Genomic DNA, 23147 nt, shown 5'->3' on the forward strand with positions numbered 1-23147 from the left:
ACCTAGCCAGTATTGCGCATTCCCGCAGCGACACCCGCAATCGTCACCATCAGCGCTTGTTCAACACGTGGATCGGGTTGTTCTTGTTGGCGAGAACGGTGTAATAGCTCCGCCTGTAATACGTTGAGTGGATCTGTATACACATTACGTAATGCGATCGACTCAGCAATCCAAGGTAAGTCCGCCATTAAAGCTTCATCCTTCGATACCGCGAGCACACTCTTAATATCTTCAGAAAGCTGCTCACGTAATTTTAGCCCCAGCGGCCATAAACGTTCTTCGACCAAGCGATGGTCGTAATATTCCGCCAGCCACAAGTCAGCCTTGGCGTAAACCATCTCCAACATGGCGATGCGGGTGTTAAAGAATGGCCATTGTTGCCACATCTCATCTAATATGGCTTGTTTACCGTCTTCCTCAATCACGTATTTCAAGGCAGCACCAGCACCTAGCCATGCAGGCAACATAAGGCGGTTTTGGGTCCATGCAAAAATCCATGGAATGGCACGTAATGTTTCGACACCCCCAGTTGGACGGCGTTTTGCTGGACGTGAGCCCAATGGCAATTTGCCTAATTCGAGTTCAGGCGTTGCAGCACGGAAATATGGCACAAAGTCAGGTTGTTCACGTACATAATCACGATACATGGCGCACGAAACATCAGAGAGCGTATCCATCACGGATTTCCACTCTTGTTTCGGCTCAGGGGGTGGCAACAAGTTGGCTTCTAAAATGGCACTCGCATACAGAGCAAGACTACTGATCGCCACTTGCGGTAAACCAAATTTAAAGCGGATCATTTCACCTTGTTCGGTAACACGTAAGCCGCCTTTCAAACTACCCGGTGGTTGAGATAAGAGAGCTGAGTGTGCAGGTGCACCGCCACGACCGATAGTACCACCTCGGCCGTGAAATAGCGTCAAGGTTACCCCTTCTTTATCACATAGCTTAATTAATGCATCTTGTGCTCGATATTGCGCCCATGAAGCAGCCATGACTCCCGCATCTTTTGCCGAATCTGAATAACCAATCATGACCATTTGACGATCATCAATCAGCTCACGGTACCACTCGATACTCAATAATTTTTTCATCACACTTTCAGCATTATTTAAGTCTTCAAGTGTTTCAAAAAGTGGTGCGACAGGCAGGCGAATAGATGCGCCAGCTTCTTTTAGCAGTAATTTAACGGCTAAAACGTCAGAAGGTACTTTCGCCATAGAAATAACATAGGCGGCAATAGAATCATTTTTCGATTCGGCAATAACGCGGCACGTTTCGAAGACTTCTTCTGTTTCTGGGCTAGGTTGCCAGTTACGTGGGATCAGTGGGCGACGTGATTGTAGTTCAGACAAAAGAAACGCTTGTTTTTCGTCTTCAGACCACGCGGCATAATCACCTAAACCAAGGTATTGAGTCAGTTCAGAAAGTGCTTCTGTATGACGCGTACTTTCTTGGCGAACATCAATACGCACCAGTTGCAGGCCGAAACTACGGATACGGCGTAAGGTATCCAGTAATTGTCCATTAGCAATAATGCTCATCCCACACGCCATCAGTGACTGATAACAAGCGTATAAAGGCTCCCACAATTGCGCATTATCCGTCAGTAAATCAGCAGGAGGTAATACCTGCTCGCCTTTTACGCGGCGCTCTAAATATTCTAATGTGGAGAAAAGCTGACCTCGTAAATTTTTTGCAATTTGACGGTATGGCTCATCAATATCATCTCCCCCCGCTAACGCCCGTAGCTCTGGCGTCGCTTCTGTCATGGACAATTCAGAAACGAGCACTTGAATATCTTTCAAAAATAAATCGGCAGCTTTCCAGCGACTAAGCAATAAGACATGACGAGTCACTTCAGCGGTGACATTCGGGTTACCGTCGCGATCTCCCCCCATCCAAGAAGTAAAACGAATTGGGTTTGCTTCGACAGGAAGTTCAGCACCAATTGAATCTTCAAGTTGTTCGTTAAATTCACGTAAGAAAGCCGGAACTGCTTCCCACAATGAATTTTCAACTACGGCAAATCCCCATTTTGCTTCATCAATCGGCGTTGGGCGTATTTTACGGATTTCATCTGTATGCCATGATTGAGCGACCAACTGGCGTAAACGACGCATAATATTATTGCGTTCATAATCAGCCAGATCATCATGATCGAGTTGCGATAAACAGTTATTAACCTCAACCAATTTATGGATCAAGGTACGGCGTGCGATCTCAGTCGGATGTGCCGTTAATACCAGTTCGATCGACAGCTGATTGACTGCCTGACAGAGATCAGCATCGGTAAAATGTTTCTCTTTTAAGCGACTAAAGAGTTTTTTAAGTGCAACAGGATTACTCGCTGCTTCACCATGCGGAGAGATGCTGTGATACTGTTCAGCAACATTCGTCAGATTCAGAAATTGGTTAAACGCCCTTGCAACTGGCAATAGCTCGTCATTAGAGAGGTTTTGTAGCGTCATCAATAGTTTTTGGCGTTGTACTTCATTACCCGCGCGTGATGACTTTGATAACTTACGGATAGATTCAACTTTATCGAGGATATCCTCACCTAACGCTTCTTTGATTGTGTCGCCAAGTAGTTTACCCAGCATACTGACATTACTGCGCATTGCGGAATATTGCTGATTCATGAGACTCCTGACCTTGTGCTTCTGGCAGAATGCAACACCGCCTCAGGTTGGTTGACGGTTAACAGACTGCGACCTAATTTCCTGTAACTAAATTTCAATCGGCTGCGATAGAGTTGTTGTTTTGTGATACAGCCGCCAAATTTTACCCTTGTCTCTATATAGATATCAGAAAAAAAGCACTTTGGGGGATTTTTCTGAAATTTAATTACAGCCTTATTCTTATTAGTTTTTCTTATTTAAGTATTGTTTCAGCGCAATATATCGTCGATTCAGCACTTTCAAGACATGAATATTGCTTAAGAATTAAATCATCAGAACAAAAAGGTGAAAAATAGGAGAAGAAAAATAAGGGAAATCACGGATAGTGATAGTAGGCACCATCGCGATGCCTAACTATCAAACTGATTAAAGCAATTGTGAAAGCCGATTAAGGTCTGATTGAATAGCTCCAGCAGTCACATCACGGCCGGCACCAGGGCCACGTATAACTAATGGATTATCACGATACCAGCGACTTTCTATCGCGAACACATTATCCCCTGGTAGCAGAGAAGAGAGTGGATGTTCAGGTTTAACGGCTTCAACACCAACACGAGCGCGACCTTTCACCGCATCAAATCGTGCAACATAGCGCAATACCATTCCCATTTCTTTAGCGGCTTCTAAACGCTGCTGCATTTGTTCATTAATGACCGCACTATTTTCAAAGAACTCGTCTAAAGACCCCTCTTCTGCCTGCGCTGGCACCAAGGATTCAACACGCACATCACTCGGTTCAATTTCATAGCCCGCCTCGCGTGCTAAAATAATCAATTTACGCATAACATCCTCACCTGAAAGGTCAATGCGAGGATCAGGTTCCGTCAGCCCTTGCTGCCATGCTTGTTCGACTAGCTCGCTAAAAGGCACTGAACCATCAAACTGTAAAAACAGCCATGACAGCGTACCTGAAAAAATACCACTAATCGCTAAAATTGCATCGCCGCTCTCTTTAAGATCGCGTACGGTATGGTTGATTGGTAGACCGGCTCCCACCGTCGCATTGTATAACCAATGACGGCCAGTCTTACTGAATGCATCACGGATCTGACGATACTGTTGTGTTGGTGCAGCGCCGGCAATTTTATTTGCGCTGATCACATGGAAGCCATAGCTAGCGAAATCCACATAACTCTCTGCTAGCGCTTGGCTGGCGGTCACATCAAGCACCACTAAATCATCGTATGGATGTGCGCGCATCCATAAAAAGAGATTATCATCTTCATGCTCAATCGCTTCATCGTCGAAAAACGCTAACGCACGGCTAGGATCAATTCCTTGATAATTCAGTAAGCTACGGCGACTATCGACAACGCCGGCCAACACAAAATCAAAATCACTGCGTGCTGAAATATTGGGTTGTTCTGTGGCAAACAGCTCCAACCAACGCGCACCAATATTACCTTTACCAAACAATACCAACCCAATACGTTTTTCAGCACGAAAGAGGCTTTGATGCATGCCTTGAATAACATGGTCAGTCTGATTTGAACGCAAGACCGCGACTAAACTGATACCTTCTTCTGAATGCCAAACAAATTCAACTGGTTGTTCTTTTAACTCTTCATAGAAACGATGACTATGCAGTGGGTTCTTACAGACACCAGCACCAACCAGTGCCACCAGCGAAAAGCCTTCCCGAAGAGATAATGTGCCCGGCAATGCCGCTTCTTCTAACACATCCAACGCACTTTCAACAATTTCAGCGGTATAGCAAAATTGTAATAGGTTTCTATCGGGGTGAATGCCATGCGCCAACGGGCGTAATTGAGTTCGCTTTAATAATAGATCAATATCTTTATATATCTGATTAAAATCACGCCCTTGTGCAATTCGCAATTCAATCAAACAGACGTCATCATGACTGGTTACAATCTTAGCGCCTGTGCCAGAGGCCAAAACACGTTCAATTTTTGTTGACCCTTGCTCTGGCTGGTAGCTACACCTCAACTGCAAATCAATATTACTGACAGAAACGGGCTGTAGTGTCCGTGTGTGTAAGACTGGGGCGGCAAGACGAGCTAATTCACTGGCTTCATCAAGCCGTAATAATGGTAATAAACAAGCATCTTTAATTTTGCGTGGATCCGCACTATAAACCCCCGCAACATCACTCCAAATTGTCACTTTTTCGGTGTTAGCTAATGCACCGACTTGCGTGGCGGAGTAATCGCTACCATTACGGCCTAATAGCACGGTTTCTCCCGCTTGGTTACGCGAAATAAAACCGGTTACAACGAGACGATGCTTAGGATACTGCACTAAAATTTGTTGCAATAATTGGCGTGATTGCGACTCTTCAACCTGAGGTTGAGCGGCTCTTTCTGCCCGTAAAAAAGCACGAGCATCCAGCCATTCGCTTTGCATGCCAGCTTCCTGTAATACGGCTGACATGAGCCGCGCTGACCAAATTTCACCATGCCCGACAACCTCAGCATAAGAGGCATCATTAATAGGTTTATCTAATAACGTACTTAAACGCTCTAGGTCTTCAACAAATTGATGATTTAGTTGAGCCGCTTTTTCTTCAGACAATAACCCATTGATCAACTCTTGCTGATAACGACGCAAGTATTGCTGAACTTGATGAGCAGAAATACGATCACTTTGACTCAGTTTCAACCAGCTAATTAACTGGTTAGTTGTACTGCCAGCGGCGGAAACGACCATTAAGTCACCAGGCTGACTATAATTCGCCATAATGTTAGCAACTCGCTGGTAACATTTTACATCGGCTAAACTACTCCCCCCAAATTTATGTAACTGGCGGTGATATGGACCCGCCTCAACTGCTGTCAGTACGCTCATCAAATACTCCACTAACGTTGCGCTGCAACTCTAAATGCATTCTCTAAGTCTGCGATCAAATCTTCACTATCTTCGATCCCAACAGAAATTCTGAGTAGACTATCGGTAATACCGGCGGCGGCACGTGCTTCTGCCGACATCCCTGCATGGGTCATCGTTGCGGTATGCGAGATCAATGTTTCAACACCGCCTAATGACTCCGCCAATGTAAACAATGTTAATGCACTCAAAAAACGGCACAACTGTTGTTCATCGCCATTAAACTCGAAGCTCAGCATCGCACCAAAGCCTTTTTGCTGTTTCACCGCGATTTCATGACCAGCATGGTCTTGTAACGCTGGGTAGTATAACTTTTTCACCCATGGTTGAGCTGTAAGATAATTGACGATTTCCAGCGCATTACTTTGTTGCTGCTTAATGCGTGGAGACAACGTTCGTATCCCTCTTAACAACAGATAACTATCAAATGCGCCACCCGTGACACCAATATTATTCGCCCACCACGCTAATTCTAAAGCCCATTTTTCCTCTTTGGCAATCACTGCACCCGCAATAATATCTGAATGCCCATTAAGATATTTTGTACAGGAATGCACCACAAAATCTGCCCCTAACGCGATAGGTTGTTGTAAAACAGGGCTTAAAAACGTGTTATCGACAACAACGAAAGCCCCCACTTCATGCGCTAAACGCGCAATATGCTCAATATCATAAATAGTCAGTAGCGGGTTACTTGGTGTTTCGATCAGGACCAATTTAGGTTTTTTCTTCAGTGCAGCAAGTAGCTCATCTTGATTGTTTTGATTAACAAACTGTACTTGATAAGCGCCTCGTTGATGCTGGCTATTGAAGAGACGATAACTTCCACCATAACAATCATGAGGGGCGACCAGTAAGTCACCAGGCTGTAAAAACACCGTACATAAAAGATGTAATGCGGACATTCCACTGTTAGTCATTACCGCACCACTACCGCCTTCAAGCTGTGCGATGGTTCTTTGCACAATATCACGTCCTGGATTTCCTCGACGTGAATAATCATGAACTCTCGGCTCATTGAATCCTGTGAAGTTATAAGTGCTCGACAGGTAAATAGGGGGAACAACGCAACCAAACTGCGTATCTTCATTTAATCCATTATGAATGGCGATAGTCGACGGTTTAAGGGACATAAACGCTTCTCCTGATTGACGGTAAGTCAAATAATACTCATTAGATGTATGGACGTCAATATATCTAGACGTCCAAACTTCTTTACGTTTATACTAACTAATGAAATAATCATCCCTAAAGATTATGCGTAAATTGTTTGTAATTTGTACAAAATGAATTAACATAATAATTTTCAAAAGAAATTATTATATTTTATGCAGATTCTAACTGACTATGCTGGTTTTACATTCAAGAACACAAATATCTTGTTCTTGGAAAGATTACGGGCATATTATTTTTTATTATCAATGAAACTAACCAAGGTAACTCATGGCTGAATGGAACGGTGAATATATCAGTCCGTATGCTGAACATGGCAAAAAAAGTGAGCAAGTAAAAAAAATCACAGTATCGATCCCATTAAAGGTACTGAAAATTTTAACTGATGAGCGTACTCGCAGACAGATCAATAACTTGCGTCATGCAACCAACAGTGAGTTGCTGTGTGAAGCTTTCTTACACGCCTTCACGGGACAGCCTCTGCCAAATGATGAAGATTTGCGTAAAGAGCGTAGTGATGAAATCCCTGAAGCAGCAAAAGAGATCATGCGCGAACTTGGTATTGACCCAGAAACTTGGGAATATTAATTCTCTTTCCCCTTATCCTACTTACCTTGATTGCAGATTAAGGTTTTTAATCGGTAGGATAAGGGGCGATTATTCCTATTTATTTATATTTCAGACTCCCCCCAGTCCCTCTTTTTTGTGTTTATTTATACTTGTAGTGAGTTTTTCCTCTATCAACTATAAAGGCACAAAGGTTAATCTCCATGGGTTTATACGCTCAGGCTTCAATTGTTCTACTCAGTAGTGTTTTGCTGTTCACAGCGGGATGCTCTTCTTACCCACGCCAAGCAATCAATTCTACGGCAACACAGGAACCCCAACCAACGTCAACCGCAAAAACGTTAGGCACACAGTGGGGGGAAGATATTCACTCTGCCGTACAGGGTGTGACAGCCAGCCGCCTCACAGAGGCACCTTATGATGCCGCCACTATTTATTATCAAGGTGAAGCGGTACCAAAGCATATTGCAACACAAACTTATATCGCCGCATCTCCTCTCGAGATCCAAATACTCGATGAAAATAAACGCGCCATGCCAATGTACCGTCATTCCCAAAAGGGATATAAACTGCCAGCAACAGAGGGGATGCGTTATACGCTACAAATCACTAACAATGATAAAAATAGAACCTATGAGGTGGTCACTACTGTTGATGGCCTTGATGTCCTCAATGGACAAGCAGGCGCTTACCGAAATAGAGGCTATTTAATTCGACCAGGAAAGAAACTGACAATCGAAGGCTTTCGCAAGAATAGTCAGCACGTTGCCGCATTTCGTTTTGCAGCGCCTGAATCATCCTACGTGAATCAAAACGTACAAGGTGATGCTCGAAATATTGGCGTGATTGGCCTCGCTTTTTTTGAAGTACAGGAAACCTTACCTGCATGTGAAGCTAATCCGTTCCCAGCTAATACACAATACGCACCGGCTCCCTGCCGTAAGTATTAATCGCGACATCACGCAATTAGCGTATCACCCCATACGCTAATTTTGCGTACCATCAACCGATTAATAATCCCCATATTGACATTAACGACCCGTTCTTAAACGCAGAAAAAACTCAGTATTGGTTATGGTATTCCCGTAACGCCTCAAACTCAGCGAATGCCTGAAGTCACTTTATCCTATAAAAATAGCTGCCATAACCGCTATATCAAAACCAAACATGCTGAATTTACAGCAGAATATGGCCGTATCGGTAACAAACTCACCGATCTGCAATTAGGAATGGATATCAAACATGATATTCATGAGATGTTCTCAGTGGATGGAGAAGTGGCTACAGAAATTAAACTCAACAGTGACCGTGATGCGTTTACGGGTTACATCCCTTATATTGATGCGTATGCCTATGATAAAGGTGATGAGCGTACTGTTAACCCTTACACAGTTGCTGGACTCAATATTAACGTCACTCAGAACTCAACAATATGCCCCGTGTCGGTTGGCAACAAACGGACGACAATATGACAGTGTCAATGTCGATCTCCTATCACAAGTAAGAACCCAATGACTGGAAGGCGTTAAATGATTTTCAGCCATATTACGCGCATAAAAAAAGGGAAACTAAGTTTCCCTTTCTTCGCATTTCACAGGTTTGATTACTTCTTAGAACCTGGGATGCTGAAACGTTGGTTAAAGCGATCAACACGACCACCAGTAGCAACGTCACGCTGTTTACCAGTGTAGAATGGGTGGCAGCTACCACAAACGTCCAGGTTCAGCGAGTGACCTGCTGTTGAATTAATTTTCATAACATTACCGCAAGAGCAGGTTGCAGTAACTTCTTCGTATTTAGGGTGAATACCTTTTTTCATGGGAAAACCTCTATTAAGGCCGTGTCGCCATTCCAGCCCTAACGCCGGACACCACACGTCGTGTTGATTAAAATGATTTATTGGCAAAATTAGATACCAAAGGCGGCGGATCATACAGAAAATCTGTTTATCGCGCAATGAAAACCACGTAGTTTTTATGGTACTCTAACAAAATAATTAAACTATTATTGCATAAAAACTAGACGGAACTCCAGTTATGATCGTCGTTCAGGTGGCTTTACCTGTTCCTTTAAATCGTGCATTTGACTATCGCTTAGCCGACAACATGCCCATTCCCCCCATAGGTGGCCGTGTCATGGTGCCTTTTGGAAAGCGCCAAGCGCTCGGCGTGGTGGTCAATCACAGCCATACAAGTGAACTATCTGAAGATCAGTTAAAAACCATTGAGCTTGTTCTCGATAAAGAAACGCTATTCCCTGATGACTTATGGCAGCTATTACTATGGTCTGCACAATATTATCACTACCCCATTGGCGAAGTGTTGTTTCATGCACTGCCCATTCTATTACGACAGGGTAAGGCAGCGGAGTTTTCACCTATTTGGCAATGGCAGATAACACCACAAGGCAGCGCACTTGACCTTAATGAATTAAAACGTTCACCAAAACAGCAACAAGCGTTAGCATTGTTACGCCGCCGCTCCGTATATCGTCACCAAGTCGCTGAATTAGAATTAAGTGAAAGCGCATTACAATCACTGAAAAAGAAAGAATATATTGAGCTATATCCAGTTCAACCTATCACTGAAAAATGGCAATCACAATTTGCTGTCAGTGGTGAACGCCTACGCTTAAACAGTGAACAGGCTACCGCTGTTGGGGCTATTCGTGCCGAAGATGACCATTTTTCACCTTGGCTTCTTGCCGGCATTACTGGTTCAGGTAAAACGGAGGTTTATCTCAGCGTACTCGAAAACATTCTCGCTCAAGGTAAGCAAGCACTGGTTTTAGTTCCTGAAATTGGCTTAACCCCACAAACAATTAGCCGTTTTCGAGAGCGATTTAATGCTCCCGTAGACGTACTCCATTCAGGATTAAATGATAGTGAGCGCCTTGCCGTGTGGCTACGTGCGAAGCAAGGCAGTAACGCTATTGTGATAGGGACTCGTTCCGCTCTGTTTACCCCTTTCGCTCGTTTAGGCATCATTATTATTGATGAAGAGCACGACAACTCTTACAAACAACAGGATGGCTGGCGTTACCATGCGCGCGATCTCGCCGTCTTCCGCGCTAAAAAAGAAAATATCCCGATTATCATGGGAACAGCAACGCCTTCTTTAGAAACGTTATCCAATGTTCAGCAAAAAAAGTATCGCCAACTCAATTTAACATTACGAGCAGGCAATGCGCGTCCAGCGACACAACATCTGATTGATTTAAAAGGTCAACCGCTTAAATTTGGTTTATCCCATTTATTGATTAAGCATATTCAGCAGCATTTAGCGCAAAATAATCAGGTTATTTTGTTTTTAAATCGCCGAGGCTACTCACCCGCATTGCTCTGCCATGAATGTGGCTGGATAGCGGAATGCCAACGCTGCGATCACTATTACACCTTACACCAAAATTTCCGTCAGCTACGCTGCCATCATTGTGATAGCCAACGTCCCGTGCCTCGCCAATGCCCACACTGCGGCTCAACGCACCTTGTGCCTGTTGGTATGGGAACAGAGCAATTGGAAGAAGGCATCAATGAATTATTCCCTGACATACCTGTCACGCGTATTGACCGTGATACCACCAGCCGTAAAGGGGAACTTGAACAGCATTTAAATGAAGTACATGCTGGTGGAGCACGAATTTTGATTGGCACACAAATGTTGGCAAAAGGCCATCATTTTCCCGATGTCACGCTGGTCGCTTTATTGGATGTGGATGGCGCCCTGTTTTCAAGTGACTTTAGAGCCGCCGAGCGATTTGCTCAACTCTATGTTCAAGTTTCTGGACGAGCAGGCCGCGCGGGTAAACAAGGTGAAGTATTTTTGCAAACACATCACCCCGAGCACCCACTATTACTGACGCTATTAGAAAATGGCTATGAGGCATTTACTCAAGAAGCGATGGAAGAGCGGCGCATCGCTATGCTACCACCGTTTTCTAGCCATATTTTATTGCGTTCAGAAGATCACAATAATCAGGATGCTCGGCAATTTTTACAAAACGTTCGCCAATATATTACTGAACACCCGCAAAGTGATCCCCGTTTATGGATTTTAGGCCCTACCCCATCGATCCAAGCTAAGCGAGGTGGTCGCTTTCGCTGGCAATTATTATTACAACACCCATCACGAGGTTATTTGCAGCAATTTGTCGCACAAATTTTGCCTGAATTGCAGAGCCAACCAGAAAGCCGCAAAGTGAAATGGAATATTGACGTGGATCCCACTGACTGTTAGGTGATAGTAAATATAGAAAAACTGAGAGTTGACGCTATCACTCCAGGCTCTTGGCTTAATGATATATTGACGAAGGTTAATAAATAATGAATTATTATAAGTTGGGTATAAATCCTGCAAGTAAAAAGTGGAAAGGTTATATGAACCCAAGCCCATTTTTTTTAGATGATAAAGGAAATAAATTAAATGATGTAAAACTATCAGCTATCCAAGGGAGATTTAATGGTGTTTTATATTTCGATATATTAAGTCAGGGTAAGATTCCCCCAGTTACCTCAACAGGCTCTAGATTCTTAGCATTTAATGACAGTATTTTTTGTACAGATGATTTTGACGTTAACGGCGTCCAGCCAATACCAATTATTAATAGAGATAGTCATTTAAAATATATATTGATGCATGTATTTAATTACATTGATTGTGTTGATTGGGAACATTCTAAAGTTGATCACTGGCCTGTGGGATATATTCCAGAAACATGGGAGTCAAAGCGTGGGCGTTTTTTTATTGAACCTGTTATTTATAAAAGTAAGATACCTAAAAACTTAGATGCCTTTCGTTTGTATGAATGGAATAGTGCGTTTAATATCGTGATATCTGAAAGTTTTAAAGAAAAATTATTATCGGTAAAATTTGATCATACTTTTCTTGATTTTGAACTATTATCTCTTAAATAAGAAACTGCCGAGGTATTAGACCCTGTAAATAATTCTGTGTATTTGCCTTTCATTAAAGGTAACCGTCTAGGCGGTCACCAAACGTAATAATAAAACGGAAAAGTAGCTGTATTTGATATAACTACTTCGGGGCAAGCATCTAAAATGAGTAAATATAATATTGACGATGTTACGGATTGGTTGATTAATATTCTTTATCAATAGAGGTTATTTTATATGAATAATAAATTAAAAAAAGAAATGGTAGAGAGATGGACTGATGAGCTGAACTTTAAGATAAACGCTATGTTTAAAAAGGAAGATTGGAGAGACAAAAATATTATTAATGCTCGTTGGAATATGGCTCCTTTTGGGTCCACCGATAATAATAAACTAGATTTTAGAGGATTTGTTTTTAGAGAGCCTATTCATTACCACTATATCTCAAATATTGATTTTTCTTATTCACGGGTAATAAGTGGTAATAAAGATAATTACGGACCATCAAGAGGAGTAACTGGATTTATTAGTTCAATACTTGAAGATTGCAACTTTATTGGTTCACAGATGCCTGCTAACTTGGCTGAAAAATTTACAAAATGTAATTTCAGTGGAGCAAAATTTAAGTCATCAAAATTAAATGCTGATTTTTTTTCCTGTCAGTTTATTAACTCCGACATGAAAGATGTTTTAGCCAATGGTAAAAAATTTATCAAATGTGATTTCACTAATGCTAGTTTAAAAAAATGTAATTTTTACAACTGCTATTTTGAAGACTGTATATTTGATAATGCAATTATGTCTTCCTCAAATATCTCAGGTAGTACATTTGTTAAGACTAAACCTTCTGAGCTTCAGATCATGAGCTGCTCTGTGTCTGATAATTTAAAATTTTTATAAAATATTCTAAACATCATAGATAAATTCTGATTATGTATTCGACATGTAGATTATTGTGTTTACTTGCGTAAAAACACTTATTTCCAGTAAGTAAAATTCATTGATTTTATAGATTTTCTAAAATACTCACGATGGGTTGAATGGCGTGTCAGAGGTTCTTACCAAGAATAAAGGTAATATCGTTTAGCAAGGCCAATAGGGTGTTTGGGGGAATTTACAGCGTCAGGCCCGCCCTACCGGTGAGTTTAACAGTAAGCAAAGCCTACCCGTTTGAAGTGCTGCTTATGTTATTGCAATGACCGTTGAATCACACTCGACATGGCTCGACCGTTCCCAGCCTCTTTTGATATGCAAATAGCCGCACTTTTTTCCTGCGATCACCTGCAATCATACAAACTGACTCACCAGATATTATCCCTACTTTTTATTCAGAAACTTTATGCTAACTATTTTCAATATTTGCGAACCAGCTCTAAAAAATGACGTGAGTCACAGTTTTTATGTAAACTAGGTAACAGATATTATTGTTAAACCAATTAGAATAACTCGTTACTTGAAGCGATGACGTCTTTGCGCCATTCAAAAAAAGCAATCGATTAACTAAACGTAAGGAAGGCGTTGTGGAACAAAAACAACAAAATGCTACTGCAACCATGAAAGATGTTGCTAAAGCAGCGGGCGTATCAACGGCGACTGTCTCTAGAACATTAATGACGCCTGAAAAGGTCTCATTACAAACTCGTCAAAAAGTCGAGCAAGCAGTGATGGACGTGGGCTATTATCCACACAGCCTAGCGAGAAGCTACAAACGTAACGAATCGAAAACGATCTTGGCGATAGTGCCTGATATTAGCGACCCTTTTTTTAGTGATGTTATTTGTGGACTTGAAAAAGTTGCCGCACAAGAAGGCTATTTTGTACTGATTGGTGACTGCAAACATCAGCAAAAGCAAGAAAACGCTTTTATTAATCTAATCATCACAAAGCAAATCGATGGGATGGTACTGTTAGGGTCGAACTTACCGTTTGATGTATCCGCAGAAGAACAAAAAAATTTACCGCCAATCGTTATGGCTAACGAATTCTCGCCTGAATTAAAATTACCGACTGTTCATATCGATAACCTAACATCAGCCTTTAATGCCACCCATTATTTACAAAAATTAGGTCATAAGCGCATTGCATGTATTGCAGGGCCTGAGCATATGCCTCACAGCCAATATCGTTTAGAAGGTTATAAAAAAGCGATGCTACGTACTGGCGAAAAATTGCGGGAATATTATATTGTTCGAGGCGATTTTACCCATGAAAGTGGCGCTGAAGCAGTCAAAACTCTGCTATCGCTACCGGAACCTCCTACCGCTATTTTTTGTCATAGCGATATTATGGCAATCGGCGCCATGTGGCAGGCTAAAAAATTAGGTTTAACGCTACCTGACGATTTATCTATCGTCGGGTTTGATAATTTAGAACAAGCCAAGTATACACTGCCGGCATTAACAACCATTAACCATCCCCGAGATGAAATTGGTCGACATGCTATGTTATTGCTGCTTGAACAACTACAGGGTAATAGTGTCACTCCGGGTTCTCGCCTCCTAGATTCTGATTTAATCATCAGAGAGAGTGCAAAAGCGCCTAAAAGCTAGGCAAAGTCGTTCAGGTTAAGTAACATGTATGTCCTAACTTATTCAAGGTGCAGCTTAAGTGGTGATCCGAACAATAGTGAAATGCCTGCAACAATAGGCCATTATTGTCAATCAGCCTAACGAATCAACTACAGCTTGAGATATGCAAGTATAAAACTGAATAATCACAGACACTCAATAAACTAGTGAATTAACAGCGTGGCACAAAAAGATTATGTAGCTCGTGGGCGGTCACCAGCCCGCCGAAAAACCAGTAAAGGTAAATCAAAGAAAGCACAAGGACTGCCGATAACGACATTGGTCGTTGCCGTCGGCATTGTGGTTTTATTTGTTGGTGGCCTTTTCTATATCACTCAAAATAAAAAAGAATCGCCGCAGAATGTGGGGGCTAATCCACCGTCAGCGCCGACCAATACTCTGCCGCCAAAACCCGAGGAGCGCTGGCGCTATATTAAAGAGCTGGAACGACGTGGTGTTGATACGCCAAATATTCAGCAACCAAACAGCCAGAATGGCAATATTATGCGTCCATCCGATCTGACACCTGAACAGCGTCAGCTCTTGGAGCAAATTGATTCAGATAGACGTGGTCCTGTAACCAATTTACAGGAGGTTCCTTATAACGGGCAGCCTGTACCGCGCTCACAAGTGATCATCAATGAGCCAACTCAGCCGGTGAGTCCACCCGTGCGGCACAAGCCTACAACGCCGCCTGAGACAAAAACAGAGACACGTTCTACACAACCAGCGCAGTCGTCACCTGCACAATCTGAAAGTAAGCCAGCCAATAATTTACAAAATATGCTCGTACAATGTGGCTCTTTCCGTACTGCCGAGCAGGCTGAATCTGTCCGAGCCACTCTCGCATTCTCAGGAATCGAAAGCAGAATCACTGTTGGTGGTGGTTGGCATCGTATTATGCTTGGCCCTTATTCTAAGGCAACAGCAGAAAAAATGCGCGATCGAGCAAGTAGCGTCGGTGTTTCTGGTTGTATTCTTCGTGCCTCTGGGGGTTGAAAAATATAATCCCCTCCCCCATGTACTGTTGTAACGTACTATCAAGAGCGGCTATTACAGCATTTTGTTTATTTCCAGTTACCGATTTAAGAAGGTCGGTAATTGGGAAAATTAATACGCCGCATTTTTTCGTCATAAAACCAGAGGCTAACTCATGACAACAATCGTAAGTGTTCGCCGTAATGGCCAGGTCGTAATTGGTGGAGATGGGCAGGCGACGATGGGTAATACCGTCATGAAAGGCAATGTCCGCAAAGTTCGTCGCTTATATAACGACAAAGTTATTGCCGGATTTGCCGGTGGCACTGCTGACGCATTCACTCTTTTTGAGTTGTTTGAGCGCAAGCTTGAGCTACATCAAGGCCATTTAACTAAAGCTGCTGTTGAGCTAGCAAAAGATTGGCGTACTGACCGCATGCTACGCAAACTCGAAGCGCTACTTGCTGTTGCTGATGAACATACCTCCCTCATTATTACAGGGAATGGTGATGTCGTTCAGCCAGAGAATGATTTAATTGCTATAGGTTCAGGTGGCTCATATGCACAAGCCGCTGCACGCGCATTACTTGAAAATACCGACTTAAGTGCTCGTGAAATTGCTGAAAAAGCACTGTCTATCGCCGGTGATATCTGTATCTATACCAACCACAATGTCAACTTTGAAGAAATTTCTTCAAAATCATAAGGATTGCCTGTATGTCCGAAATGACTCCACGCGAAATAGTTAGCGAACTTGATAACCATATTATTGGTCAAAATAAGGCAAAACGTTCTGTCGCAATCGCCCTGCGTAACCGTTGGCGTCGTATGCAACTGAATGAAACGTTGCGCCATGAAGTCACGCCAAAAAATATTTTAATGATTGGACCAACTGGTGTTGGTAAAACGGAAATTGCACGCCGTCTGGCAAAGCTTGCTAATGCCCCCTTCATCAAAGTTGAAGCAACAAAATTCACTGAAGTTGGCTATGTTGGTAAAGAAGTAGACTCTATCATCCGTGACCTCGCAGACTCTGCTGTCAAAATGGTACGTCAGCAATCTATCGAAAAAAATCGGTATCGTGCAGAAGAATTAGCCGAAGAGCGTATTCTCGATGTCTTGATTCCACCAGCAAAAAATAACTGGGGCCAATCAGAGCCTGTTGATGGGCACTCACCAGCGCGTCAATCTTTCCGTAAAAAACTACGTGAAGGCCAGTTAGACGATAAAGAAATTGAAATTGAAGTTGCTGCCGCGCCAATGGGCGTTGAAATCATGGCTCCTCCAGGTATGGAAGAGATGACTAATCAGCTGCAATCTATGTTTCAAAACCTTGCGGGCCAAAAACAAAAAGCACGTAAGATGACGATAAAAGAAGCTTTTAAACTTTTGGTTGAAGAAGAAGCAGCCAAGTTAGTCAACCCTGAAGAGTTGAAAGAGCAGGCTATCGAAGCGGTTGAGCAACACGGCATCGTATTTATCGATGAGTTCGATAAAATCTGTAAACGAGGTGGACAAAGCTCCGGCCCTGATGTTTCCCGTGAAGGTGTCCAGCGTGACTTACTGCCATTGATCGAAGGGTGTACTGTTTCAACTAAGCATGGCATGGTCAAAACAGATCATATTCTGTTTATCGCTTCTGGGGCATTCCAAGTCTCTAGCCCTTCTGACCTGATCCCTGAATTACAGGGTCGTTTGCCAATTCGAGTTGAACTACAAGCACTGACGACAGAAGACTTTGTACGTATTCTGACGGAGCCAAATGCCTCGCTGACTGAACAATACAAAGCCTTAATGGCAACAGAAGGTGTCACAATTGAGTTCACAGAAGATGGTATTCGCCGCATTGCAGAAGCCGCATGGCAAGTGAATGAGTCGACTGAAAATATTGGTGCTCGTCGCTTACATACTGTTTTAGAGCGTCTAATGGAGGATATCTCCTATGATGCGAGTGAACGTAACGGTCAAACCATTCACATTGACGCGGCATACGTCAGACAACACCTAGATGAATTAGTGGCTGATGAAGATCTGAGTAGATTTATTTTATAAGCTTATTAATTATCAGGTTTTCATGTATCCTTAATATGCATCTAATAAAGTACAACGGTGATTCATCGTTGTACTTTATAATATGAGATTAAGCAGCAAATATTCAGCTTCTCACAAAACCATGACCTATGCTGTCCATGAGGACGCTCTCATGAAACGAGAGTCATAAGGTATGTCATGTGAGGGCTTATTAATGATATTGAACATAACAAACCTGTGAAATTATTGAATGAGCTCATCTACTTCTATTAGCCGTAAGCAGGCCTGGCTAGAAAGTTTACGCCCTAAAACCCTGCCTCTAGGGGTGATTGCGATTATCACTGGCTCTGCGTTAACCTATTTAATGGGCACGTTTAAGTGGCCAGTTGCCCTTTTAGCACTAATTACAGCAGGTTTACTGCAAATATTGTCTAACCTTGCTAATGATTACGGCGATGCCGTGAAAGGCTCTGACACTGCCGAACGTATAGGCCCTTTGCGTGGCATGCAAAAAGGGGTCATCACCCAAGCAGATATGAAAAAAGCGCTCAAAATTAATATTATCGCTGCCTGTATTTCAGGGCTGCTGTTAATTATAGTCGCTTGTGAAAAACCAGAAGACGCTATCGGCTTCTTAGTGTTAGGGTTAGTTGCAATTGTTGCGGCAATCACCTATACCGTTGGTAAAAAACCTTATGGTTACCTAGGCTTAGGGGATATTTCTGTTCTTATTTTCTTCGGCTGGCTCAGTGTTATTGGCACATATTATTTGCAATCCAACAGCTTTAATATGATCACGTTCTTACCTGCAACGGCATGTGGATTACTTTCAGTTGCAGTGCTCAATATTAACAATATGCGCGATATCGAAAATGATATTAAAGCGGGCAAAAATACCCTCGCGGTACGTTTAGGCCCTCAAGGTGCGAGGATCTATCACGCAGCTATCATTATTATCGCGATTTTATGCCTAGCTTTCTTTAATTTACTGTATCTGCACGGTTGGGCCGGCTGGTTATTTTTACTGGCGGTGCCTATGTTGATGAATCATATTCGCCGTGTACTCAGTGATCCGACACCCGAAGGCATGCGTCCGATGCTAGAAAACATGGTGAAAGCAGCACTATTCACTAACGTTCTCTTTTCTATCGGTGTAGTATTGAGTAAATAATTGCTTATTTTTTGACTCGACTCCCCTATTTTTAAGAGGTGAATTTTGCCAATCACCTCTTAAAAGGGATATACTTTATCTCTCTTGCAGCAAAAAAAGACCTATACACTATGAAATATGATACTTCCGAACTCTGTGATATCTACCAAGAAAGCGTCAATGTGGTAGAGCCTCTATTTTCCAATTTTGGTGGGCGTACTTCATTTGGCGGTCAAATCATTACGGTTAAGTGCTTTGAAGACAATGGCCTACTGTATGATTTGCTGGAAGAAGATGGCCATGGCCGTATTCTCCTCGTCGATGGGGGCGGTTCTGTGCGTAAAGCACTCATTGATGCAGAGCTCGCTAGATTAGCGGTCGATAACCACTGGGAAGGCATTGTGATATACGGTGCTGTACGCCAAGTGGATGCATTGATGGAGCTCGATCTGGGTATTCAAGCCATTGCTGCAATACCGAGCGGTTGCCCAGATGAAGGGATTGGGGAAAGTGATATCCGCGTTAATTTTGGCGGCGTTACCTTCTTCTCTGGTGACTACCTTTATGCCGATAATACAGGCATTATTCTGTCAGAAGAGCCTCTTGCAACGCAGGATAGTGCAGGTTTTGAAGTCATTGACGATGAAGACCTCTAGGCCTTAAATAAACACATTCCATTAAAAAAGAAGGGCCGATGATGATATCGGCCCTTCTTTTCGGTAGAACACGTTTTGCTGTATCTATATCACAAAGGGTAGCGGTGTTAATCTCACTCCCCCATCAAGCATGTCTGCTTTTAATACCAATATGTCACCTACAAGTATCAGTAACAGCTATAAATGATTAAAGCTATTACTCTCCCAAATACTCTACACCGTTCGTATTGTAACTGGGTCGCCATCACAAGCTATAACGGCAAACATACACGGCGTCATAACGTCTTGAATGTATAACGCTCTAACTAGCCTGTGTTGCCGTTAAACACCAAATTACTGTTATCTTGATGAATAAACATACCGCTCTAACGAATTGAAACTCGTTAACTGAATACCCTAAATTATTCGAGTTGCAGCTAGGCAGCGATTCGCAAGTGACCCCGATGAACATACACTAGATATGCATCAGGCAACCGAGAGATGCCAGCACTGCTGCGGCGCGAAACATAACGGGTATTTAAACTTCTTCCATTTTGCCGAGCAACCCACGCAACTTTTCTTGCCAAGTCTGCTGCTCTTGTTTCAGTTGTTCATTTTCACGTACGAGTGACTCAGTACCTGATTTCGCGTTATCGAGTTCTTGAACGAGTGCACTATTTTTATCTTTCAGTTCATCGATTTCCATTTGCAACAATGTGATTGTATCAATCGCTTGTTGGACTTTTGCTTCTAATTTCTCAAATACTTCAAATGACATTCTTCTAACCTCCCATGTAAGCTTTATTATCGATTGTAAGTAGCATGATCCCCTGTGTCTAGTAGCTTGACTCTGATTCCCTTAATCACTTATTTTAAAACACTGGTCGGATCACATTGTAAAGGTCGATTACGTCACTATTTTTGGTCGTTCTTTTTCGTTTTGGTGATGTAACACACATATTTCAATTTCGATATTTCTCGTTTGCGCTCATTAACGATAAATTTACACTATAGGTTTTCACTTTGAAGATCTTAATCTGAAAAACATTACAATAATTTTAATTTTCGTAGGATAGAAAGATATGAGCCAAACGACCACAACTACACTTACAGGTCAGTGCATATCAGAATTTTTAGGTACTGCACTCATCGTATTCTTCGGATTAGGCTGCGTTGCTGCCGTCCGTATCGCGGGAGCACAACTCGGTCTCTGGGAAATCAGTATTATTTGGGGCTTTGGTGTTGCTCTCGCTGTATATCTAACAGCCGGTATTTCCGGAGCTCACCTTAACCCAGCTGTAACCATCGCATTATGGTTATTCGCGAGTTTCGAAAGACATAAAGTTGCCCCTTATATTGTTGCGCAAATGTTAGGCGGCTTTTTTGCTGCTGCCTTAGTTTACGCCATGTACTCCCCTGTATTCATTGACTACGACCAAGTTCATCACATTGTTCGCGGCACACAAGAAAGTCTCTTTACTGCGGGTGTTTTCTCCACTTACCCAGCACCACAGCTAAGCGAAATGCATGCCTTCTTTATTGAAGTCGTTATCGCCGCGATTCTACTTTGCCTAATCTTGGCACTCACTGACGATGGTAATGGTATTCCACGCGGTCCTTTAGCACCTCTTCTAATTGGTATATTAATCGCTGTTATTGGTGGCTCTTTCGGACCACTGACAGGATTTGCCTTAAACCCAGCTCGTGATTTTGGTCCTAAAGTCGTCGCCTATTTTGCTGGTTGGGGAGACATTGCGCTCACGGGTGGCCGTGAAATTCCTTATTTTCTTGTCCCATTAATTGCTCCTATTGTAGGTGCGTTAATTGGTGCATTTGGTTATCGCATGCTGATTACTCGTCATTTACCCGGTTTCATTCATACGAAAAAAGACGAGCAATCAAAAACAGCGAGTAAAAACGTTTAATCATCACCGGAACAGGTTTAAATTATGACAACAGAAACAAATATCGAGAAAAAATATATTGTCGCTCTTGATCAGGGAACAACCAGTTCGCGGGCCGTTGTACTCGATCACGACGCCAACATTATCAGTATTTCTCAACGTGAATTCACCCAAATCTACCCTAAGCCAGGCTGGGTAGAACATGACCCGATGGAAATCTGGGCATCACAAAGCTCAACACTGATTGAAGTCTTGGCGAAAGCAGATATTCGTACCGACGAAGTTGCGGGTATCGGGATCACCAACCAACGTGAAACAACCATTGTTTGGGAAAAAGCGACAGGTAAGCCAATTTATAATGCCATTGTTTGGCAGTGCCGCCGTACCGCTGATTTTTGTACGCATCTCAAACAAAATGATCGGGAACTAGAAGAGTATATTCGTCAAAACACTGGGCTGGTTGTTGACCCATACTTCTCCGGCACCAAGGTCAAATGGATTTTGGACCATGTGGAAGGGGCACGTGAACGTGCTGAAAAAGGAGAACTGCTATTTGGTACAGTCGATACTTGGCTTGTCTGGAAAATGACGCAAGGGCGTGTTCACGTAACAGATTATACCAATGCTTCCCGTACCATGATGTTCAATATCCGCAATCTGGAATGGGATGATAAGATTTTAAAAGCCTTAAATATTCCACGAGCAATGCTACCCGAGGTTCGTCCATCATCTGAGGTTTATGGGCAAACTAACATCGGTGGTAAAGGTGGAACACGTATTCCTATTTCAGGTATGGCTGGTGACCAACAAGCAGCACTCTATGGCCAATTATGCGTGAAACAGGGTATGGCAAAAAATACCTATGGCACCGGTTGTTTCTTATTGATGAATACGGGTGAAACTGCGGTTCGTTCAAATCATGGCCTACTTACCACAATCGCTTGTGGTCCAAGAGGTGAAGTCAATTATGCACTGGAAGGGGCTGTTTTCGTCGGTGGCGCATCCATTCAATGGCTACGAGATGAGTTGAAGCTGATCGATGAATCGACTGACTCCGAGTATTTCGCCACCAAAGTCAAAGACAGTAACGGTGTCTACGTTGTACCTGCTTTTACTGGCTTAGGGGCACCATACTGGGATCCGTATGCACGTGGGGCTATTTTTGGCTTAACACGTGGTGCAAACCGTAATCATATTATTCGTGCCACACTGGAGTCCATCGCTTACCAAACTCGTGATGTGTTGGATGCAATGCAAGCGGATGCTGAAACACGCCTTGCAGCGCTACGTGTTGATGGCGGTGCGGTCGCAAACAACTTCTTAATGCAATTCCAAGCGGATATTTTAGGGACTTCTGTTGAGCGTCCTCAAGTGCGTGAGAGCACCGCTTTAGGTGCCGCGTACCTAGCCGGCTTAGCCGTTGGTTTTTGGAATAGCCTTGATGAACTGCAATCAAAAGCAAGCATCGAACGCGTCTTCAAACCGGGGATTGAAACAACAGAACGTAATTATAAATATGAAGGATGGAAGAAAGCGGTTGCAAGAGCGCAAGAGTGGGAAGATCGCGCCTAGTTTTCACGCCACGTTTCACTAACCCATACAAAAAGGCAACACTTCGGTGTTGCCTTTTTTATATGACCGCGCCATCGATTAATTAAATAATTAGCTTATTAGTATATTAATAATAAATTAGACGCCACATTTTAATAACTTAAAATATCCA

The 23147-nt window shown here is 42.8% G+C and carries 19 protein-coding genes; 14 read left to right on the forward strand and 5 right to left on the reverse strand.

Features of this window, described 5'->3' with window-relative positions; translation table 11 throughout:
• Positions 1-2 precede the first annotated feature (2 nt).
• From ppc to metB, 3 genes are all read right to left on the reverse strand, one after another.
• Positions 3-2642, reverse strand: a complete 2640-nt coding sequence (gene ppc / locus P2E05_RS19405; protein ID WP_154622559.1) for a phosphoenolpyruvate carboxylase — start codon at positions 2640-2642, stop codon at positions 3-5.
• 405 nt (positions 2643-3047) lie between these two features.
• Positions 3048-5489, reverse strand: a complete 2442-nt coding sequence (locus P2E05_RS19410; protein ID WP_247047159.1) for a bifunctional aspartate kinase/homoserine dehydrogenase II — start codon at positions 5487-5489, stop codon at positions 3048-3050.
• 11 nt (positions 5490-5500) lie between these two features.
• Positions 5501-6661, reverse strand: a complete 1161-nt coding sequence (gene metB, locus P2E05_RS19415) for a cystathionine gamma-synthase (RefSeq protein ID WP_154622561.1) — start codon at positions 6659-6661, stop codon at positions 5501-5503.
• A gap of 310 nt (positions 6662-6971) precedes the next feature.
• Between metB and metJ the strand changes: the two genes are divergently transcribed.
• The 3 genes from metJ (at position 6972) to P2E05_RS19430 (ending at position 8740) form a co-directional block, all read left to right on the forward strand.
• Entirely contained in the window at positions 6972-7289 is a 318-nt protein-coding gene (gene metJ / locus P2E05_RS19420) for a met regulon transcriptional regulator MetJ (RefSeq protein WP_004924597.1), read from the forward strand.
• Between the two features lie 182 nt (positions 7290-7471).
• Positions 7472-8218, forward strand: a complete 747-nt coding sequence (locus P2E05_RS19425) for a hypothetical protein (protein ID WP_269723514.1) — start codon at positions 7472-7474, stop codon at positions 8216-8218.
• Positions 8219-8374: 156 nt separating this feature from the next.
• Positions 8375-8740 carry a hypothetical protein gene (locus P2E05_RS19430; protein WP_154622563.1) on the forward strand — a complete coding sequence of 122 codons (366 nt, stop codon included), beginning with the start codon at positions 8375-8377 and terminating at the stop codon, positions 8738-8740.
• A gap of 131 nt (positions 8741-8871) precedes the next feature.
• Here P2E05_RS19430 and rpmE read toward each other — a convergent pair whose 3' ends face one another.
• A complete protein-coding gene (gene rpmE, locus P2E05_RS19435) occupies positions 8872-9087 on the reverse strand; it encodes a 50S ribosomal protein L31 (protein WP_154622565.1) in 216 nt (71 codons plus the stop codon).
• Positions 9088-9304: 217 nt separating this feature from the next.
• Between rpmE and priA the strand changes: the two genes are divergently transcribed.
• The 9 genes from priA to rraA all read left to right on the forward strand — a co-directional run bounded on the left by priA (position 9305) and on the right by rraA (position 19541).
• Entirely contained in the window at positions 9305-11503 is a 2199-nt protein-coding gene (gene priA / locus P2E05_RS19440; RefSeq protein WP_154622564.1) for a primosomal protein N', read from the forward strand.
• An 86-nt stretch (positions 11504-11589) separates the two neighbouring features.
• On the forward strand, positions 11590-12180 hold the full coding sequence (locus P2E05_RS19445; protein ID WP_272658012.1) for a hypothetical protein: 591 nt from the start codon (positions 11590-11592) through the stop codon (positions 12178-12180).
• Between the two features lie 216 nt (positions 12181-12396).
• Complete coding sequence (locus tag P2E05_RS19450) at positions 12397-13059, forward strand: pentapeptide repeat-containing protein (protein WP_272658011.1); 663 nt, start codon at positions 12397-12399, stop codon at positions 13057-13059.
• 653 nt (positions 13060-13712) lie between these two features.
• A complete protein-coding gene (gene cytR / locus P2E05_RS19455) occupies positions 13713-14708 on the forward strand; it encodes a DNA-binding transcriptional regulator CytR (protein ID WP_154622273.1) in 996 nt (331 codons plus the stop codon).
• 198 nt (positions 14709-14906) lie between these two features.
• Positions 14907-15725 carry a cell division protein FtsN gene (gene ftsN / locus P2E05_RS19460; protein WP_272658010.1) on the forward strand — a complete coding sequence of 273 codons (819 nt, stop codon included), beginning with the start codon at positions 14907-14909 and terminating at the stop codon, positions 15723-15725.
• Positions 15726-15879: 154 nt separating this feature from the next.
• On the forward strand, positions 15880-16410 hold the full coding sequence (gene hslV, locus P2E05_RS19465) for an ATP-dependent protease subunit HslV (RefSeq protein ID WP_154622266.1): 531 nt from the start codon (positions 15880-15882) through the stop codon (positions 16408-16410).
• Positions 16411-16421: 11 nt separating this feature from the next.
• The gene (hslU, locus tag P2E05_RS19470; RefSeq protein WP_154622267.1) at positions 16422-17756 is read left to right on the forward strand and encodes an HslU--HslV peptidase ATPase subunit; all 1335 of its coding nucleotides are present in this window, start codon (positions 16422-16424) and stop codon (positions 17754-17756) included.
• Positions 17757-17985: 229 nt separating this feature from the next.
• Positions 17986-18906: a 1,4-dihydroxy-2-naphthoate polyprenyltransferase gene (locus P2E05_RS19475; protein WP_154622268.1), complete on the forward strand. Its 921-nt coding sequence runs from the start codon at positions 17986-17988 to the stop codon at positions 18904-18906.
• 110 nt (positions 18907-19016) lie between these two features.
• Positions 19017-19541, forward strand: a complete 525-nt coding sequence (rraA, locus tag P2E05_RS19480; protein WP_154622269.1) for a ribonuclease E activity regulator RraA — start codon at positions 19017-19019, stop codon at positions 19539-19541.
• 517 nt (positions 19542-20058) lie between these two features.
• On the opposite strand, the gene zapB is transcribed toward rraA, so the two are convergent.
• Positions 20059-20298: a cell division protein ZapB gene (gene zapB / locus P2E05_RS19485; RefSeq protein WP_154622270.1), complete on the reverse strand. Its 240-nt coding sequence runs from the start codon at positions 20296-20298 to the stop codon at positions 20059-20061.
• A 304-nt stretch (positions 20299-20602) separates the two neighbouring features.
• Between zapB and P2E05_RS19490 the strand changes: the two genes are divergently transcribed.
• Together P2E05_RS19490 and glpK are read left to right on the forward strand one after the other, a co-directional pair.
• Positions 20603-21445 carry an MIP/aquaporin family protein gene (locus P2E05_RS19490; protein WP_154622271.1) on the forward strand — a complete coding sequence of 281 codons (843 nt, stop codon included), beginning with the start codon at positions 20603-20605 and terminating at the stop codon, positions 21443-21445.
• A 24-nt stretch (positions 21446-21469) separates the two neighbouring features.
• On the forward strand, positions 21470-22996 hold the full coding sequence (glpK, locus tag P2E05_RS19495; RefSeq protein ID WP_154622272.1) for a glycerol kinase GlpK: 1527 nt from the start codon (positions 21470-21472) through the stop codon (positions 22994-22996).
• Positions 22997-23147: the final 151 nt, after the last annotated feature.

The organism is Providencia stuartii (assembly GCF_029277985.1).
Lineage (GTDB): Bacteria > Pseudomonadota > Gammaproteobacteria > Enterobacterales > Enterobacteriaceae > Providencia > Providencia zhejiangensis.